The 14,895-nt window shown below is 68.4% G+C and carries 14 protein-coding genes and 1 riboswitch; of the genes, 12 read left to right on the top strand and 2 right to left on the bottom strand.

Annotated features, from left to right (window positions below; all coding sequences use genetic code 11):
* Positions 1-75: 75 nt before the first annotated feature.
* The 6 genes from WKR98_RS27340 (at position 76) to WKR98_RS27315 (ending at position 6,366) form a co-directional block, all read left to right on the top strand.
* The gene (locus WKR98_RS27340) at positions 76-1,071 is read left to right on the top strand and encodes a Bug family tripartite tricarboxylate transporter substrate binding protein (RefSeq protein ID WP_161567917.1); all 996 of its coding nucleotides are present in this window, start codon (positions 76-78) and stop codon (positions 1,069-1,071) included.
* Entirely contained in the window at positions 1,068-3,482 is a 2,415-nt protein-coding gene (locus WKR98_RS27335; protein ID WP_445936171.1) for a xanthine dehydrogenase family protein molybdopterin-binding subunit, read from the top strand. The genes WKR98_RS27340 and WKR98_RS27335 overlap by 4 nt, the downstream gene beginning before the upstream one ends.
* Positions 3,479-4,312: an FAD binding domain-containing protein gene (locus tag WKR98_RS27330; protein WP_341435214.1), complete on the top strand. Its 834-nt coding sequence runs from the start codon at positions 3,479-3,481 to the stop codon at positions 4,310-4,312. Before WKR98_RS27335 ends, WKR98_RS27330 begins: the two co-directional genes overlap by 4 nt.
* The gene (locus WKR98_RS27325; protein WP_341435213.1) at positions 4,309-4,779 is read left to right on the top strand and encodes a (2Fe-2S)-binding protein; all 471 of its coding nucleotides are present in this window, start codon (positions 4,309-4,311) and stop codon (positions 4,777-4,779) included. Before WKR98_RS27330 ends, WKR98_RS27325 begins: the two co-directional genes overlap by 4 nt.
* Positions 4,780-4,809: 30 nt before the next feature.
* Positions 4,810-5,259, top strand: a complete 450-nt coding sequence (locus WKR98_RS27320; protein ID WP_124691072.1) for a CoxG family protein — start codon at positions 4,810-4,812, stop codon at positions 5,257-5,259.
* Positions 5,260-5,352: 93 nt separating this feature from the next.
* On the top strand, positions 5,353-6,366 hold the full coding sequence (locus WKR98_RS27315; RefSeq protein ID WP_238160169.1) for a LysR family transcriptional regulator: 1,014 nt from the start codon (positions 5,353-5,355) through the stop codon (positions 6,364-6,366).
* Here WKR98_RS27315 and WKR98_RS27310 read toward each other — a convergent pair.
* Positions 6,363-7,301 (bottom strand): 2-hydroxyacid dehydrogenase, encoded by a 939-nt coding sequence (locus WKR98_RS27310; RefSeq protein WP_341435212.1) that lies wholly within the window; start codon positions 7,299-7,301, stop codon positions 6,363-6,365. The genes WKR98_RS27315 and WKR98_RS27310 overlap by 4 nt on opposite strands.
* A gap of 117 nt (positions 7,302-7,418) precedes the next feature.
* Positions 7,419-7,553: riboswitch (ZMP/ZTP riboswitch) on the top strand.
* 154 nt (positions 7,554-7,707) lie between these two features.
* Here WKR98_RS27310 and glyA point away from each other — a divergent pair.
* The 3 genes from glyA to ribD all read left to right on the top strand — a co-directional run bounded on the left by glyA (position 7,708) and on the right by ribD (position 10,713).
* The gene (gene glyA / locus WKR98_RS27305) at positions 7,708-8,955 is read left to right on the top strand and encodes a serine hydroxymethyltransferase (protein WP_124691069.1); all 1,248 of its coding nucleotides are present in this window, start codon (positions 7,708-7,710) and stop codon (positions 8,953-8,955) included.
* 123 nt (positions 8,956-9,078) lie between these two features.
* A complete protein-coding gene (gene nrdR, locus WKR98_RS27300) occupies positions 9,079-9,552 on the top strand; it encodes a transcriptional regulator NrdR (protein ID WP_124691068.1) in 474 nt (157 codons plus the stop codon).
* Positions 9,553-9,600: 48 nt separating this feature from the next.
* On the top strand, positions 9,601-10,713 hold the full coding sequence (gene ribD / locus WKR98_RS27295; RefSeq protein ID WP_124692479.1) for a bifunctional diaminohydroxyphosphoribosylaminopyrimidine deaminase/5-amino-6-(5-phosphoribosylamino)uracil reductase RibD: 1,113 nt from the start codon (positions 9,601-9,603) through the stop codon (positions 10,711-10,713).
* A 10-nt stretch (positions 10,714-10,723) separates the two neighbouring features.
* On the opposite strand, the gene WKR98_RS27290 is transcribed toward ribD, so the two are convergent.
* Positions 10,724-11,500: an IclR family transcriptional regulator gene (locus tag WKR98_RS27290; protein ID WP_124691067.1), complete on the bottom strand. Its 777-nt coding sequence runs from the start codon at positions 11,498-11,500 to the stop codon at positions 10,724-10,726.
* Between the two features lie 143 nt (positions 11,501-11,643).
* Between WKR98_RS27290 and WKR98_RS27285 the strand changes: the two genes are divergently transcribed.
* The 3 genes from WKR98_RS27285 to WKR98_RS27275 are packed head-to-tail and all read left to right on the top strand — an operon-like array spanning position 11,644 to position 14,723.
* Positions 11,644-12,915, top strand: a complete 1,272-nt coding sequence (locus WKR98_RS27285; RefSeq protein WP_124691066.1) for a Rieske 2Fe-2S domain-containing protein — start codon at positions 11,644-11,646, stop codon at positions 12,913-12,915.
* 56 nt (positions 12,916-12,971) lie between these two features.
* Positions 12,972-13,946 (top strand): Bug family tripartite tricarboxylate transporter substrate binding protein, encoded by a 975-nt coding sequence (locus tag WKR98_RS27280; RefSeq protein WP_124691065.1) that lies wholly within the window; start codon positions 12,972-12,974, stop codon positions 13,944-13,946.
* 3 nt (positions 13,947-13,949) lie between these two features.
* On the top strand, positions 13,950-14,723 hold the full coding sequence (locus WKR98_RS27275) for an SDR family NAD(P)-dependent oxidoreductase (protein WP_341435211.1): 774 nt from the start codon (positions 13,950-13,952) through the stop codon (positions 14,721-14,723).
* Positions 14,724-14,895 lie beyond the last annotated feature (172 nt).

Genomic DNA, 14,895 nt, shown 5'->3' with positions numbered 1-14,895 from the left:
AGGAGGCGACATCCCGTAGTTCCCTAAACACGTGAGGCTGAGATGATCGAGAGAAGCTCTGGCAGGTGTTGTAAGGTGAAGTCGCCATCCACGCGGGCCGGGTGGGCCGTGGCCGGGATGGCCATGGTGTGCGCGGCCTGGGTGACGCCCTCCGCAGCGGTGGCCGACGAGTTCCCCAGCAAGCCGATCCGGCTGGTGATTCCGTATGCGACCGGTGGCGTATCCGATTCGATCGGACGGGTGCTGGCCAAGTCCATGAGCGACGCGCTGGGGCAGTCGGTGGTCGCGGAAAACCGCGGCGGCGGGGGCGGCACCATAGGCGCCGCGGTCGTGGCCGCCGCCCCGCCCGACGGCTACACGATCCTGTTGACCAGTCCGCCCATGGTCGTGGTGGCGCCCGTGCTGCTCAAGAACCTTTCCTACCATGCGATCGACGATTTCACCGCGATCGGCACGCTGGTGACCACGCCCAACATCCTGGCGGTCAACAACGACCTGCCGGTGAAGTCCCTGGCCGACATGGCCAGCTATGCCAAGGGCGAAGGCCGGAACAAGCTGAGCTTCGCCTCGGCCGGGCCGGGCAGCACCGGCCACCTGTCGGGCCAGATCCTGCAGAACGCGATGAACATCACCATGACCCACGTGCCGTACAAGTCGTCGGGGCTGGCCTTTCCCGACGTGATCTCGGGACGGGTGTCGATGGTGTTCGATTCGCTGCCCTCCACCATAGGCTACGTGCGCGCCGGGCAAGTGCGTCCGCTGGTGGTGATGTCCAAGGAGCGCTCCTCGATATTGCCCGACGTGCCCACCGCGATCGAAGCGGGATACCCCTCGGCCACCATGAATTTCTGGATGGGCATAGAAGGGCCGGCCCACATGCCGCCAGCCGTCGTGGAGAAGCTCAATGCCGCCATCCACAAGGCGGTGCAGTCGCCGGAGATGCGCAAGCAGCTCGCCACGCTGGGCGCGGAACCCTATCTGATCAGTTCGACGGAGTTTGCCCAGTTGCGCCGCCACGACGCCACGACTTACCGTAAGCTCGTCAAGGACATGGGACTGGAGCGCGACTGATGACCGACAAGGATGCGAGCGGCTCGTCCACGGCGACGGCAAAGGGGATCGGGGCGCGCCTGCGCCGCCGGGAGGACTGGCGCCATCTGCGGGGGCGTGGGCAGTTCGTCGGCGACATCCGCGTGCCGGGCATGCTGGAGGTCGCGTTCGTGCGCAGTTCCAGCGCCCACGGCATCGTGCGCGGCATCGTCATTCCCGACGAGTACCGCGACCAGGTGTTCACCGCCAGGGATTTTCCCGCCGTCAAGCCCATCGTGGCGGTCCCCAAGATCGACGGCTTCAAGTATTCCGAGCATCCGGCCCTGGCCACCGATCGCGTCCGCTTCGCCGGCGAGCCGGTGGCGATGGCGATCGCGCCCACACGGGCGATGGCCGAGGACATCGCCGACTCGGTGCTGGTCGACATCGAGGAACTGCCGGCCGTGGTCGATACCGTCGCGGCCACGCTGCCCGGCGCGCCCCTGATCCGCGAGGAATGGGGCGACAACGTGTACGTGGCGCGCGACGCCGAGTTCGGCGACCTGGCGGCCGCGCGGCGCGAGGCCGCGGTGGTGATCGAGCGCGAATACCGGATGAACCGCCAGTCCGCCGTGCCGCTGGAAGGACGCGCCATCCTGGCGGTGTGGGACGACCGGCTGGACGAACTGTGCGTCTACACGGGCAGCCAGTCGCCGCACCAGACGCGGGTCGGTATGGCGCAGGTGCTGGGTATCGAGGAGCGGCGGTTGCGTCTGATCTCGCCCGACATGGGCGGCGGCTTTGGCGCCAAGCGCGTGCTGTATCCGGAAGAGCTGATGGTGGCGGCGCTGGCGCTCAAGCTCAAGCGGCCGGTCCGCTGGCTGGACGACAAGCGGGAGCACCTGCTGAGCGCCATCCATTGCCGCGAGCATCATCACAAGGTGAAGGCCTACGCCGACGCACGCGGCCGCATCCTGGGCCTGGACGTGGAGGTCTATGTGGATGCCGGGGCTTATTCGCACTGGCCCAACAGCCCTTTCATGGAGACGGGCATGGTTGCCAAGAACATCCCCGGCCCCTATGACGTGCCCAGCTATCGTTGCCGCAGCTATACCGTGGCCACAAACAAGTCGCCCATAGGCGCATATCGAGGCGTGGCGCGCCCGGCCGCCTGTTTCACCATCGAGCGCACCATCGACGAAATCGCCCACGCCGTGGGCCGCGAGCCCTGGGAGGTGCGTGTGGAAAACATGGTGCCCGAGCACGCCATGCCGTACCGGTCCATCACCAATCTGCTCTTCGACACCGGCAACTACGGCGAGTCGGTGCGGCGTGCCGCCGGGTTGATCGAGCTGGCCGGGGTGCGGGCGCGCCAGAAGCAGGGCGAAGCCGACGGCCGCCTGATTGGCGTGGGCTTTGCGGCGTTCACCGAGCAGACCGCGCACGGCTGCGGCGAATGGGTCTCGCGCGGCACGCCGGTGATCCCGGGCTACGAGTCGGCCACGGCGCGGATGATGCCCGACGGATCGCTCATGCTGATGGTGGGCATCGTGTCGCATGGGCAGGGCCTGGAGACGGCCTTGTCGCAGATCGCCCATCACGAATTGAGCATCGATCCGGCCCGCGTGTCGGTCCGGCATGGCGACACCCAGGTCTCGCCATTCGGCATGGGGACCTTCGCTTCGCGCAGCATGGTCATGTCGGGGGGCGCGGTGGCCCGGGCGTGCCGGCTGCTGCGCGCCAAGATGGCGGCCATCGCCGCGTACGCCATGAAGTGCGAAGCCGAGGCGCTGCGCTTCGAGGACGGGAGCGTGCACGGGCCCGAAGGGTCGATGGGCTTCGACGAGATCGGCCGCATCGCGCATCTGCGGCAGGAAGCGCTGCCGCCGGGCATGGAACCCCTGCTCGACGTGACGACGACCTACGAGCCGCAGGTCGACACCGGTGTGTTCACCTATGCGACGCATGCGGCCGTGGTGGCCGTGGACCCGGATACGGGCAAGATCGATCTGTTGGACTACGCCTGCGTCGAGGACTGCGGCACCGTGGTCAATCCCATGATCGTCGACGGCCAGATCATCGGCGGCATCGTGCAGGGCATAGGCACGGCGCTGTACGAAGAAATCCCTTATGACGAGAATGGACAGCCGCTGGCGACGACGCTGGGCGATTACCTGATGCCAGGCGCGCCCGAGGCGCCGCCCATCAAGATCGGCCACATGGTGACGCCCACGCCGCACACCGAGTACGGCATGAAAGGCATGGGCGAGGGCGGCGCCATTCCGCCGCCGGCCGCGATCGCCAACGCGGTGCGTGACGCGCTGCGCGGCCTGGGCGCCGAGCTGAACGAAACGCCCATGACGCCGCAGCGCGTGCGGGCCGCCATCGTCGCGGCAGCCGAAGGCACGCCGAGCGCAACCCGCGCGCATCGGGAAGGCGAGGTGGTGCAATGAAGGCCGCGCCGTTTTCCTATCGCCGCGCCGCGACCCTGGACGAGGCGCTGGCGGCCGGCGGCGAGACCTCTCGCTTCCTGGCCGGCGGCCAGTCGCTGGTGCCCATGATGAACCTGCGCCTGACGGTGGCGGACACCATGATCGACATCTCCGGATTGGCCGAACTGCGGCGCAGCGCGGCCGAGGACGATCGCGTGTTCATCGGTGCGGGCGTTACGCACGCCATGATCGAGGACGGCAGGATCGAGGATCCGTCGCGCGGCTACCTGCGGCACGTGGCCGGCGGCATTGCCTTTCGTTCGGTGCGCAACCGCGGCACGCTGGGCGGCAGTCTGGCCCACGCCGATCCCGCGGCGGACTGGCCCACGGCGCTGCTGGCGCTGGGGGCCGAAACCGTCATCCGCGGCACCGGCGGCGAACGCCGGCTGCCGTTGGCGCGATTCCAGCTCGGATTGATGGAGACCGCGCTGCGGCCGGACGAGATCCTCGTCGGCGTGACCGTGCCCGTTCTGTCCGATCTGGCTCGGTGGAGCTATCAGAAGTTCTGCCGGAAGTCGGGCGAGTTCGCCCATTCCATCGCGGCCGTCGTACGCGATCCGGCTCGGGAACTGGCCGAGGTGGCGCTGGGCGCGGCGGGAGACAAACCATGCCGGCTGGGGCGCGTATCGGCGTTGCTGGCCGAAGGGGATCGGGTCGATCCGCGGCAGCTCGGGCAGGTGGTGGACGCGGACGTGCGGGACGCTACGGGGTTGGCCGCGTCGTCCTACGAGTTCCATCTGCATCGGACCATGGTCGTACGCGCGTGCGCGCGATTGCAGGAGCAGACATGAAGCTTGCATTGACAGTGAACGGTGCGCCGGTAGCGGGCGAGGTCGAGGACCGCATGACGCTGGCCGATTTCGTCCGCGACCACTGCGGCCTGACCGGCACCCATCTCGGCTGCGAACACGGCGTGTGCGGCGCCTGTTCGGTGCTGGTGGACGGCGAGCCCGTGCGGGCCTGCATCACGCTGGCGGCCGCGGTCGACGGCCGGTCGGTGACGACCATCGAAGGCTTCGAGGACGATGCCGCGATGGCGGTCATCCGCGAATGCTTTTCCGAGGCGCATGGACTGCAATGCGGCTTCTGCACGCCCGGCATGGTCATCATGGTGCGCGATGCGCTGGCGCGCGGCTGCTGCGCATCGGAACACCAGATCCGCGACCAACTGGCCGGGAACCTGTGCCGCTGCACCGGTTATGCCGGCATCGTCAAGGCCACTGAAATGGCGCGCGACCGGCTGGCCAAGGCCGGCTGAATCCGAAACCCCCTCAAGGACATTCCATTCATGAACATTACCGGAGAACGGCAACTGGCCGTCGATCGGCAGACCGCCTGGGAAAGCCTGTTCGACCCGGCCATCCTGCAGCAGTGCATACCCGGCTGCGTATCGGTCGAGCGCGAGGACGACACCCGCTACCGGGCCGTGGTCGTGATGGCCATCGGCCCCGTCAAGGCGCGGTTCTCGGGAACCTTCACCATCGCCGACGCGCAGGCGCCGGCGCGTTGCCGGCTGGTGTTCGAAGGCAGCGGCGGGGCGGCGGGCCTGGCAAAAGGCGGCGCCGATGTGGTGTTGGACCCCGCTGACGGCGGTACGCGCCTGGCCTATGATGCCCAGGCTCAGGTCGCAGGAAAGTTGGCCCAGGTGGGAGCAAGATTGATCGAAGGAGTCGCCAGGAAGCTCGCAGGAGAATTCTTCGATCGCTTCGAGACGGCGGTCACGGCGGGCCAGACCTGATCCGCCCACGCCGCACGGCGGGAGCCCGGCGCGAATACCGCGCTGCAACACGTCCAGGGTTGTTCGAGCGGTGTCTTTCGAAGGCTCGCCATCATGAGAAAGATTTCCCTGCGTCACCTGCGGTGTTTCGTCGCCATTGCCGAAACCGGTTCGTTCACCCTGGCCGCCGCGCGGCTGTTCCATACGCAATCGTCCCTGACCGCCACCATCCAGCAGTTCGAGGAAGCGGTCGGGCTGAAGCTGTTCGACCGCACGACGCGGCGCGTGGTCCTGACTGACGATGCCGTCCGCTTCAAGGCCGTGGCCGAGCGCATCCTGCGGGACTTCGACAGCGCCATCGGGGATCTCCAGGCCATCGCCAAGAGCCAGCGGGGGCACGTGCGCATCGCCGCCGCGCCGTCGATGATCATGCACATCCTGACCCCGGCGCTGGCGGCGTTTCGGCGGGCCTATCCCGCCATCACCGTTTCGGTGCGCGACGGCGGGTCGGACAAGATCGAGCGGGCCGTGCTCGACGGCGACGTCGATTTCGGCCTGTGCAGCCGCCTCAACAACTATCCCGAGCTCAATTACGTGCCCATGCTGGCCGACCCGTTCGGCGTGATCTTTCCCAACGACCACCCCTTGGCCTGTACCAATGGTCCGATCAAGTGGTCGGACCTGGCGCAGTACGACTACATCGGGCTGACGGGAGACACCGGCATCGGCGCCTTCCTGGAGAACTACCCGGAGTTGGGCCTGCACGACAGGGCCCAGCTGCACGACAACGTGTCCAGTACCCATTCCCTTTACGCCATGCTGGGCTTGGGCGGGAAAATCTCGGTGGTGCCGGCGCTGGCCGCCCAGGCGGGACCACTCAATGAACTGAAGTTCCGGGAGTTATGCGAACCCCGCATTTCGCGGGAAATATGCCTGACCACCCGACACCTTCGTTCTTTTTCGGTCAATACCCGCCGCATTCTCGAAGTGCTGATGACCACCATCCAGGATGCCGGCAACCTGAGCGGTGTCGAAGTCATCCTGGACCAGCGCTGGTCCGCGTCCGAGACCTGGGAGGGTGAATCCGCGCGTGGGCAGGCCGACGCGCGGCAGTTGATGGAGCTTTAGGGAACCGGGTTCAACACCTGCCCGGTGCGGAAATACGCATCCAGGTTGTCGCACACGCGGGCTTCCATGTCCGCCCGCGATTCGCGGGTGAAGCCGGCGATGTGCGAGACCGCCACCACGTTGTCCATCTCCAGCAGGGCCTGGGGGACGTCGGGCTCGTGCTCGAACACATCCAGCCCCGCGCCGCCCAGGCGCCCGGCCTGCAGCGCCTGCACCAGCGCGGCCTCGTCCACCACGCTGCCGCGCGCGATGTTGACCAGAATGCCGGACGGGCCCAGGGCCTCCATGACTTCGGCGTTCACCAGGTGGCGGGTGGCCGCGCCGCCGGGGCAGGCCACCACCAGGAAATCAGCCCACCGGGCCAGTTCCACCAGCGAGGGCTCGTGCCGGTAGGGGGACCCGGCGACCGGGCGGCGCGTGTGGTAGCGCACGTCCATGTCGAAGCCGGCGGCGCGCCGGCCGATGGCCTGGCCGATGCCGCCGAAGCCCAGCAGGCCCATGTTCTTGCCGTGGACGCGCGTCATCAGCGGACGCTGGCCGGTTTTCCAGCCGCCGGCCCGCACGAAGCGGGTGGTGACGGAAATGCCGCGCGCCGCGTCGATCGCCAGCCCCATGGCCAGGTCGGCGACGCAGCCGTCCAGCACTTCCGGGGTGTTGCTGATCTGCATGCCCTGGCGCTTGGCGGTGTCGATGTCTATCCGGTCGTAGCCCACGCCGAAGTTGGCGATGACGCGGGCGTTGGGCAGGGCCGCCAGGATGTCGGCGCCGCAGGCATCGCGCACGTGGATCGCGATGCCTTCGAACCCGGCGCCGTGCTCGGCCAGGAAGGCGGCGGGATCGGCCTGTTTCCACAGGGGCGCCACGTCGTAGTCGCGCGCCAGGCGGGCGTCGACGGCGGGCGTGATGGAGGCGATCTGCAGGATGCGGTGCTTCATCGGGAGAGTCCTGGAAGTCGGTTGTCGGTCGCGGTCAGGCTGCCACGATAGCCCATGTTGCGCCGCCGCGCAGACCGGTGCCGGGGCGCGCCAGTCTGGGGTAAACTACTCCTTGCCTTCACCCTGCGTGACTGGCGACTCTAGGCCTGGGGCCTAGGTGGGTTTACCACAAGGAAGCGCAGGGTTCCGGCGGTTCGGTTCGTCCCATCCGGGGCGCGGCCGCGCCGCCCGCCGTTCGCCTGGGCAGCCGTTAGGCAGATTCGTAGATCGCGTCACGCCGTCTTTCGTTTCGGCTGCCCTGCCGCGCAGGCGCAGCAGGACGATGTGGCGCGGTTTCCGTCATATCGGCTGGCCGTCGCTTTGAACCCGTCGGTTGGCCCCCGTTCTGCACAGGAAGGAAACCGTCATGTTCGACCGCAACCGCACCATCGCCCAGGCCGATCCCGAACTCTGGTCCGCCATCGAGCTGGAAAACCAGCGCCAGGAACAGCACATCGAGCTGATCGCCTCGGAAAACTACGCCAGCCCCGCCGTCATGCAGGCCCAGGGCACGCAACTCACCAACAAGTACGCCGAAGGCTATCCCGGCAAGCGCTATTACGGCGGCTGCGAGTTCGTGGACATCGTCGAGCAGCTGGCCATCGACCGCGCCAAGCAGATCTTCGGCGCCGATGCCGTGAACGTGCAGCCCAATTCGGGCTCGCAGGCCAACCAGGGCGTGTACATGGCCGTGCTCAAGCCCGGCGACACGGTGCTGGGCATGAGCCTGGCCGAGGGCGGCCACCTGACGCACGGCTCGCCGGTCAATGCCTCGGGCAAGCTGTACAACTTCCTGTCCTACGGCCTGAACGCCCAGGAGGAAATCGATTACGACCAGGTCGCGCGCCTGGCCGCCGAGCACAAGCCCAAGCTGATCGTGGCCGGCGCCTCGGCCTATGCGCTGCGCATCGACTTCGCCCGTTTCGCCCAGATCGCCAAGGCCAACGGCGCGCTGTTCATGGTGGACATCGCCCACTACGCCGGCCTGGTCGCCGGCGGCGCCTACCCCAACCCGGTCCCGCACGCCGATTTCGTCACCTCGACCACGCACAAGTCGCTGCGCGGCCCGCGCGGCGGCCTGATCATGTGCAAGGCCGAGTTCGAGAAGGCCGTCAACTCCGCCATCTTCCCCGGCATCCAGGGCGGCCCGCTCGAGCACGTCATCGCCGCCAAGGCCGTGGCCTTCAAAGAAGCGCTGGATCCCTCGTTCAAGCAGTACGCCGCCCAGGTCGTGGCCAACGCCAAGGTGATGGCCGAGACGCTGGTCGAGCGCGGCCTGCGCATCGTGTCGGGACGCACCGAAAGCCACGTCATGCTGGTGGACCTGCGCGCCAAGGGCATCACGGGCAAGGACGCCGAACTGGCGCTGGGCCAGGCCCACATCACGGTCAACAAGAACGCCATTCCGAACGATCCGGAAAAGCCCTTCGTCACCAGCGGCGTGCGTGTCGGCTCGCCGGCCATGACCACGCGCGGCTTCAAGGAAGACGAGGCCCGCCTGACCGCCAACCTCATCGCCGACGTGCTGGACAACCCGCGCGACGAGGCCAACATCGCGGCCGTGCGCGAGCGCGTCAATGCCCTGACCGCGAAGTTCCCGGTCTACGGTGGGTAGGAGGGCCCACCCCCTACGCCCTTCGGGCGCCCCCTCGAGGGGGCGGCGCTGGCGGACCGGCAAAGCCGGATCCGCGGCGCCCTGGAGGGGGTGTTCTAGGTTGCAGAGGATCGAGGACCATACATGAAGTGTCCTTTCTGTCGCCATGAGGACACCCAGGTGATGGACACCCGGGTGTTGGAAGAAGGCAGCGCCATTCGCCGGCGCCGCCGCTGCACGCATTGCGATCGACGCTTCACCACCTACGAGCGGGTGGAGCTGTCGCTGCCGGCAGTGGTCAAGCGCAATGGCAGCCGGTCGGAGTACGACCAGGGCAAGCTGCGCGGCAGCCTGATGCTGGCGCTGCGCAAGCGGGCCGTCAGCGCAGACGCGGTGGAAGCCGCCGTTACCCGCATCGAGGAAGCCCTGATGACCAGCGGCCTGCGCGAGGTACCGTCCGAGCGCGTGGGCGAACTGGTCATGCAGGAACTCAAGAAGCTCGACAAGATCGCCTACATCCGTTTTGCCTCGGTCTACAAAAGCTTCGAGGACGTGGACGAATTCACCGACGTCGTGCGCGAGATCCAGGGGCCCCGGCCTCCCGCCACGAAATCCTGATCGCCGATGAGCGCCGAGATCGCCGAACGTCCCGAGGATGCCGCCTGGATGCGGCGCGCATTGTCGCTGGCCGACGGCGTCCTGTACACGACTTCACCGAACCCACGCGTGGGCTGCGTCATCGTGCGCGACGGCCAGATCCTGGGCGAGGGCGCGACCCAGCCCGTGGGCGGGCCGCATGCCGAGGTCCGGGCGCTGCGCGACGCGCAGGCGCGCGGCCTTTCCGTGGAAGGCGCCACCGTCTACGTCACGCTGGAGCCGTGCAGCCACCATGGCCGTACGCCGCCTTGCGTCGACGCGCTCGTCGCCGCCGCGCCGGCGCGGGTCGTCGTGGCCATGGGCGATCCCAATCCGCGCGTCAACGGCGAAGGCCTGGCGCGGCTGCGCGCCGCCGGCATCGCCGTCACCGCGGGCGTGTGCCTGGACGAGGCGCTGGCGCTGAACGTCGGCTTCGTCTCCCGCATGAGCCGCGGCACGCCCTGGCTCTGGGCCAAGATGGCGGCGTCGCTGGATGGGCGCAGCGCGCTGCCCAACGGCCGGTCGCAATGGATTACCGGCCAGGCCGCCAGGGCCGACGGCCACCATTGGCGCGCGCGCAGCTGCGCCGTGCTGACCGGCATCGGCACCGTGCTGGCCGACGATCCCCGCCTGGACGTGCGCCATGTGGCGACCACGCGCCCGCCGCGCAAGATCGTGCTGGATACGCATCTGCGCATGCCGGCCGGCGCGCGCCTGCTCGATGGCGCGGAAACCTGGATCTTCACGGCGCGCGAGGATGCCGGCCGCGCCGCCGACCTGGCGGCGCGCAACGCGCGCGTCATCTGCCTGCCGGGCGCGGATGGCCGGGTCGACCTGCCCGGCGTCATGCGCTGGCTGGGGCAGCACGACATCAACGAAGTCCATGCCGAGGCCGGCGCGGTGCTGACCGGCGCCTTGCTGCAGGCCGGCTGCGTGGATGAACTGCTGGTCTACATGGCGCCCGTGCTGTTGGGCGAGGGCGCGGGCATGGCGCGCCTGCCGTTGATCGAGGACCTGGACCAGGCGCGCCGTTTCCAGTTCGTGGACGTGAGCGGGCTGGGCCCGGACGTCCGGCTGCGGGCGCAGGACCCGCAGCGGCTGGCGGCCGCGCGCGCGGCCGCCACGCCCGCGCGGCGGGCCTGATCCGCCACGCTCAGGGCGCCGTCCGGCTGCCCAGCGTGCGCGACAGTTCGGCGGCTTCCCGCATCACGCGTTCTCCGAATTCCTTGATGCGCTCGGCGGGCAGCCGGGCGCCGGGGCCGAACACGCCCAGCGAGCCCGCCACCTGGCCGCTGCGGTCGAAGAACGGCGCGGCGATCGCCACCGCGCCCTGTATCAGTTCGTCCCTGCTGACGGCATAGCCCCGCTGCTTCACCATGTCCAGGTCCTCGGCCGGCTGCGCGATGTCCAGGCCACGCTCGGCCGCGTAGCGGCGCCGGTCCTCGTCGCCCTGTCCGATGTTGGCCAGGATGGCCCGGCCGCTGGCGCCCACCGAGATCCGTTCCCGATAGCCGATGCCGCGCTTGAAACTCAGGGGCTGGGGGCTGGGCAGTTCGGCGATGCAGAGCCGGTCGCCGCCTTGCAGCAGGAACAGGGCGACGGTCTCGCCGGTCTGCTCGCGCAGCCGCTGCATCGGCGGCGCCGCCAGTGCGCTCAGGTCCAGGCTGGAGGTCCAGACGTGGGCGAGCTGGCCCACGGCGGGTCCCAGGCGGAATTTCTGCGGATCGCCCTCCGACACCACGAAGCCGCATTGTTCCAGCGTGTACAGCAGGCGGTACAGCGTGGGCCGGCTCAGGTCCACGCGCTTGAGCAACTGCCCCACCGTCAGCTCGTAGTCCGTGGCCGTGAAGGCCAGCAGGATCTCCAGGGCCCGGTCCACGGCCCGCACGCTTTCGCCCGGTTTCTCGGTTTCCGCCACGCCTTTCCTCATTCGTCTCTGTCCATCGAGCCCGACATCGTAGCCGAGCCGCCGCCGGGTTCTGCTGCCGCGTACCCGTTGACAATCCGTTTTATGTCCGTAGAATGGACTCAATTATCACAGAACGGACATTACCCGCAGGAGAAAGTGGAGTCATGAACAAGGAAACCTCGGAAATCCTGGTGCGCACCGGCCCGGGCACGCCCATGGGCAATCTGCTGCGGCGCTACTGGGTCCCCATCCTGAAATCGAACGAGATCGCCGAGCCCGACTGCCCGCCGGTGCGGGTCCAGATCATGGGCGAGAAGCTGCTGGCGTTCCGCGACAGCAGCGGGCAGGTGGGGCTGATCGACGAGTTCTGTTCGCATCGCGGCGTGTCGCTGTACTTCGGCCGCAACGAAGAGGACGGCATCCGCTGCGCTTATCACGGCCTGAAGTTCAACCGCCTGGGCGAATGCGTGGACGTGCCGTCGGCGCCGCAAAGCTGCAGCCGCATGGGTATCAAGGCCTATCCGTGCATCGAGCGCGGCTCCGTCGTCTGGGCCTACATGGGTCCGCCCGAAACCCAGCCCAGCCTGCCCGAGGTCGAATGGTGCGGCCTGCCGGAAAGCCACATCTACGTGTCCAAGCGGCTGCAGGAATCCAATTACCTGCAGGCCATGGAAGGCGGCATCGACACCAGCCACGTGTCGTACGTGCACCGCTACGAGGTCGACGTGGATCCGCTGCACCAGGGCACCAAGGCCAACGACTACATCAAGGCCGACGGCAACGTCGTGTTCGACATCGAGAAGAACGATTTCGGCCTGTCGCTGTACGGCCGCCGCAACGGCGAACCGGATTCGTACTACTGGCGCATCACCCAGTGGCTGTTCCCGTGGTTCACGCTGATTCCGCCATTCGGCGACCATGCCCTGGGCGGCCACGTCTGGGTACCCATCGATGACCACAACTGCTGGGCCTGGAGCATCAATTTCCACCCCGACAAGCCGCTGTCCGAGCAGGAGCGCGCGGACCTGGACGCGGGCCGGGGCATCCACGCGCCCTGCGATCCCGTCACCTTCCGCCCGCTCGCCAACAAGGACAACGACTACCTGATCGATCGCGTGGCGCAGAAAGAGAAGCGCGCGTACAGCGGCGTGTTCGGCTTCGCCATGCAGGACGCGTCGCTGCAGGAAAGCATGGGACCCATCCAGGACCACGAGGCCGAACGGCTGCTGCCCACGGATCGCGCCATCGTCATGGCGCGCCGCATGCTGCACGAAGCCGCGGTGGGCCTGGCCAACGGTTCGGAACCGCCGGCGCTGGACGGCGCGGCGCAGCGCGTGCGCGCCGCCGGCGTCCTGCTGGACCGTGCCGCCGATCCGATGGAGTGGGCCAAGAGACACCTGGCGGACGGCCTGAACGAGCCGGTCTACAGCGTGTAGCCATGCGGTCAAGGCCAAGCCGGCCGCTTCAAGAACGAGAGGGTAAGGAGACTTTCATGCAAGCATTGCTACGCAACGCGGCCTGTGCGCTGGCCGTCTGTTCCGTCGTCCCGGCGGCCGTGGCCGCCGAGGAATGGGCGCCCACCAAGCCGGTGCGCATCATCGTGCCCATCGTGGGCAGCACCAACGACGTGCTGGGACGGCTGGTCGCGTCCAAGCTCGAGGGCATACTCGGGCAGCCCGTCATCGTCGAGAACAAGCCGGGCGCCGGCGGCAACATCGGCGCCGACCTGGTGGCCAAGTCGCCGCCGGACGGCTACACGCTGCTGGTGGGCTACAACGGGCCCATCGCCATCAACAAGACGCTGTTCGACAACATGCCTTACGACCCCGTGACCGACCTGGCGCCGATCACGCTCGCGGTCAGCTCGCCGCAGTACCTGGTGGTCAACCCGGGACTGCCGGTCAAGAGCGTGGCCGATCTGGTGGCCTGGTCCAAGGCCCATCCGGGCAAGCTGTCGTACGGATCGGTGGCCACGGGCAGCGCCTCGCACCTGACCATGGAAATGCTGAACGAAGCCTCGGGACTGGGCGCCACGCACGTGCCCTATCGCGGCGCCTCGCCGGCGCTGGTCGACCTGGTGGCGGGCAACGTGCAGGCGGCTTTCATGGTGCCCGGCAACGTCCAGCAGTACGTAAAGGAAGGGCGGCTCAAGCTGCTGGCCTCGACGGGCGAGAAGCGCTTCGCCAGCACGCCCGGCATCCCGACCATGATCGAGTCGGGCTATCCCCATTTCGTCGCCACGTCGTGGATAGGCTTCCTGGCGCCGGCAGGCACGCCGCGCCCCATCATCGACCGCTACAACAAGGAGATCGTGAAGGTCCTGCACATGCCGGACGTGCAGCAGAAGCTGCGCGACATGGAGTTCGAGGTCGTGGCCAACACGCCGGAACAGTTCGGTGCCTGGATACGGACCGAAGTGGAGCGCTGGGGCAAGGTCATCAAGGCCACCGGCGCCAAGGCGGGTTGAGTCATGGCCAGACTTGCCGAACGCAGGGCCCTGATCACCGGCGGCGGCGCGGGCATAGGCGCCGCCATCGCTCGGGTCTTCTGCCAGGAAGGCGCGGCGGTGCTGCTGGTGGACCGCGATGCCGACGCGCTGGCGCGCACCGCCGCCGTGCTGCGCGAGCAGTACCCGCGGGCCCGGGTCGAACACCTGGCCGCCGACGTGGCCGACGAGGACGCGGCGCCAGGCGCGGCCGAGCTGGCCGGGCGGACCTGGGGCGGGCTGGACGTCCTGGTCTGCAATGCGGCCATGCGCAACTACTCGCCCTTGTCCGCGGCCCGGCCCGAGGAGTGGCGCGCCATGGTGGACGTCAACCTGATCGGCACGGCCAACTACTGCCGTGCCGCGCTGCCCGCGCTGCGCGAGTCGGGCAAGGGGAGCGTGGTGATCGTCTCGTCGTGCTACGCGGTGACGGGCAGGGCGGGCATGGGCATCTACGACGCGACCAAGGCCGGCCTGCTGGCGATGACCCGCACGCTGGCGTTCGAGGAAGCGCCATACGGCGTGCGCGTCAACGCCGTGTGCCCGGGATCGACGCTGACCGAGTTCCACGTGGGCCGGGCCCAGGCGCGCGGCAAGGCGGTCGAGCAATTGAAGGGCGAGCGCAGCGACACGTCCCTGCTGCGGCGCTGGGCGGCACCCGAGGAGATCGCCTGGCCGGTGCTGTGGCTGGCCTCGGACGAGGCCTCGTTCATGACCGGGACCCACGTGCTGGTCGATGGAGGACTGTCGGCGATGTGATGCGCAAGATGCGCACTATTGGCCTGTTTTCTTTATCATGTCCCCAACAGGCGCGGCTGGCGGGGGATGTCCGGCCCCGCCGTTCTTTTCGGGGGGACGGGATCCGTGCATGCGTCGACGTCCAGGGGCTGGCAGTTCCGTTCGGGCAGGGGTGAGCCGCGGCGGTGGGCAG

The sequence above is a fragment of the Pigmentiphaga sp. YJ18 genome (assembly GCF_038066655.1).
Taxonomy (GTDB): Bacteria; Pseudomonadota; Gammaproteobacteria; order Burkholderiales; family Burkholderiaceae_B; genus Pigmentiphaga.
This window is presented reverse-complemented; position numbering and strand designations above follow the sequence as displayed.

Bases quoted from the DNA above. Each gene is read 5' to 3' on its own strand.
- WKR98_RS27330 (WP_341435214.1), top strand. From the start codon at position 3,479: ATGAAGGCCGCGCCGTTTTCCTATCGCCGCGCCGCGACCCTGGACGAG.
- WKR98_RS27325 (WP_341435213.1), top strand. From the start codon at position 4,309: ATGAAGCTTGCATTGACAGTGAACGGTGCGCCGGTAGCGGGCGAGGTC.
- WKR98_RS27320 (WP_124691072.1), top strand. From the start codon at position 4,810: ATGAACATTACCGGAGAACGGCAACTGGCCGTCGATCGGCAGACCGCC.
- WKR98_RS27315 (WP_238160169.1), top strand. From the start codon at position 5,353: ATGAGAAAGATTTCCCTGCGTCACCTGCGGTGTTTCGTCGCCATTGCC.
- WKR98_RS27310 (WP_341435212.1), bottom strand. From the start codon at position 7,301: ATGAAGCACCGCATCCTGCAGATCGCCTCCATCACGCCCGCCGTCGAC.
- glyA (WP_124691069.1), top strand. From the start codon at position 7,708: ATGTTCGACCGCAACCGCACCATCGCCCAGGCCGATCCCGAACTCTGG.
- nrdR (WP_124691068.1), top strand. From the start codon at position 9,079: ATGAAGTGTCCTTTCTGTCGCCATGAGGACACCCAGGTGATGGACACC.
- ribD (WP_124692479.1), top strand. From the start codon at position 9,601: ATGCGGCGCGCATTGTCGCTGGCCGACGGCGTCCTGTACACGACTTCA.
- WKR98_RS27290 (WP_124691067.1), bottom strand. From the start codon at position 11,500: ATGAGGAAAGGCGTGGCGGAAACCGAGAAACCGGGCGAAAGCGTGCGG.
- WKR98_RS27285 (WP_124691066.1), top strand. From the start codon at position 11,644: ATGAACAAGGAAACCTCGGAAATCCTGGTGCGCACCGGCCCGGGCACG.
- WKR98_RS27280 (WP_124691065.1), top strand. From the start codon at position 12,972: ATGCAAGCATTGCTACGCAACGCGGCCTGTGCGCTGGCCGTCTGTTCC.
- WKR98_RS27275 (WP_341435211.1), top strand. From the start codon at position 13,950: ATGGCCAGACTTGCCGAACGCAGGGCCCTGATCACCGGCGGCGGCGCG.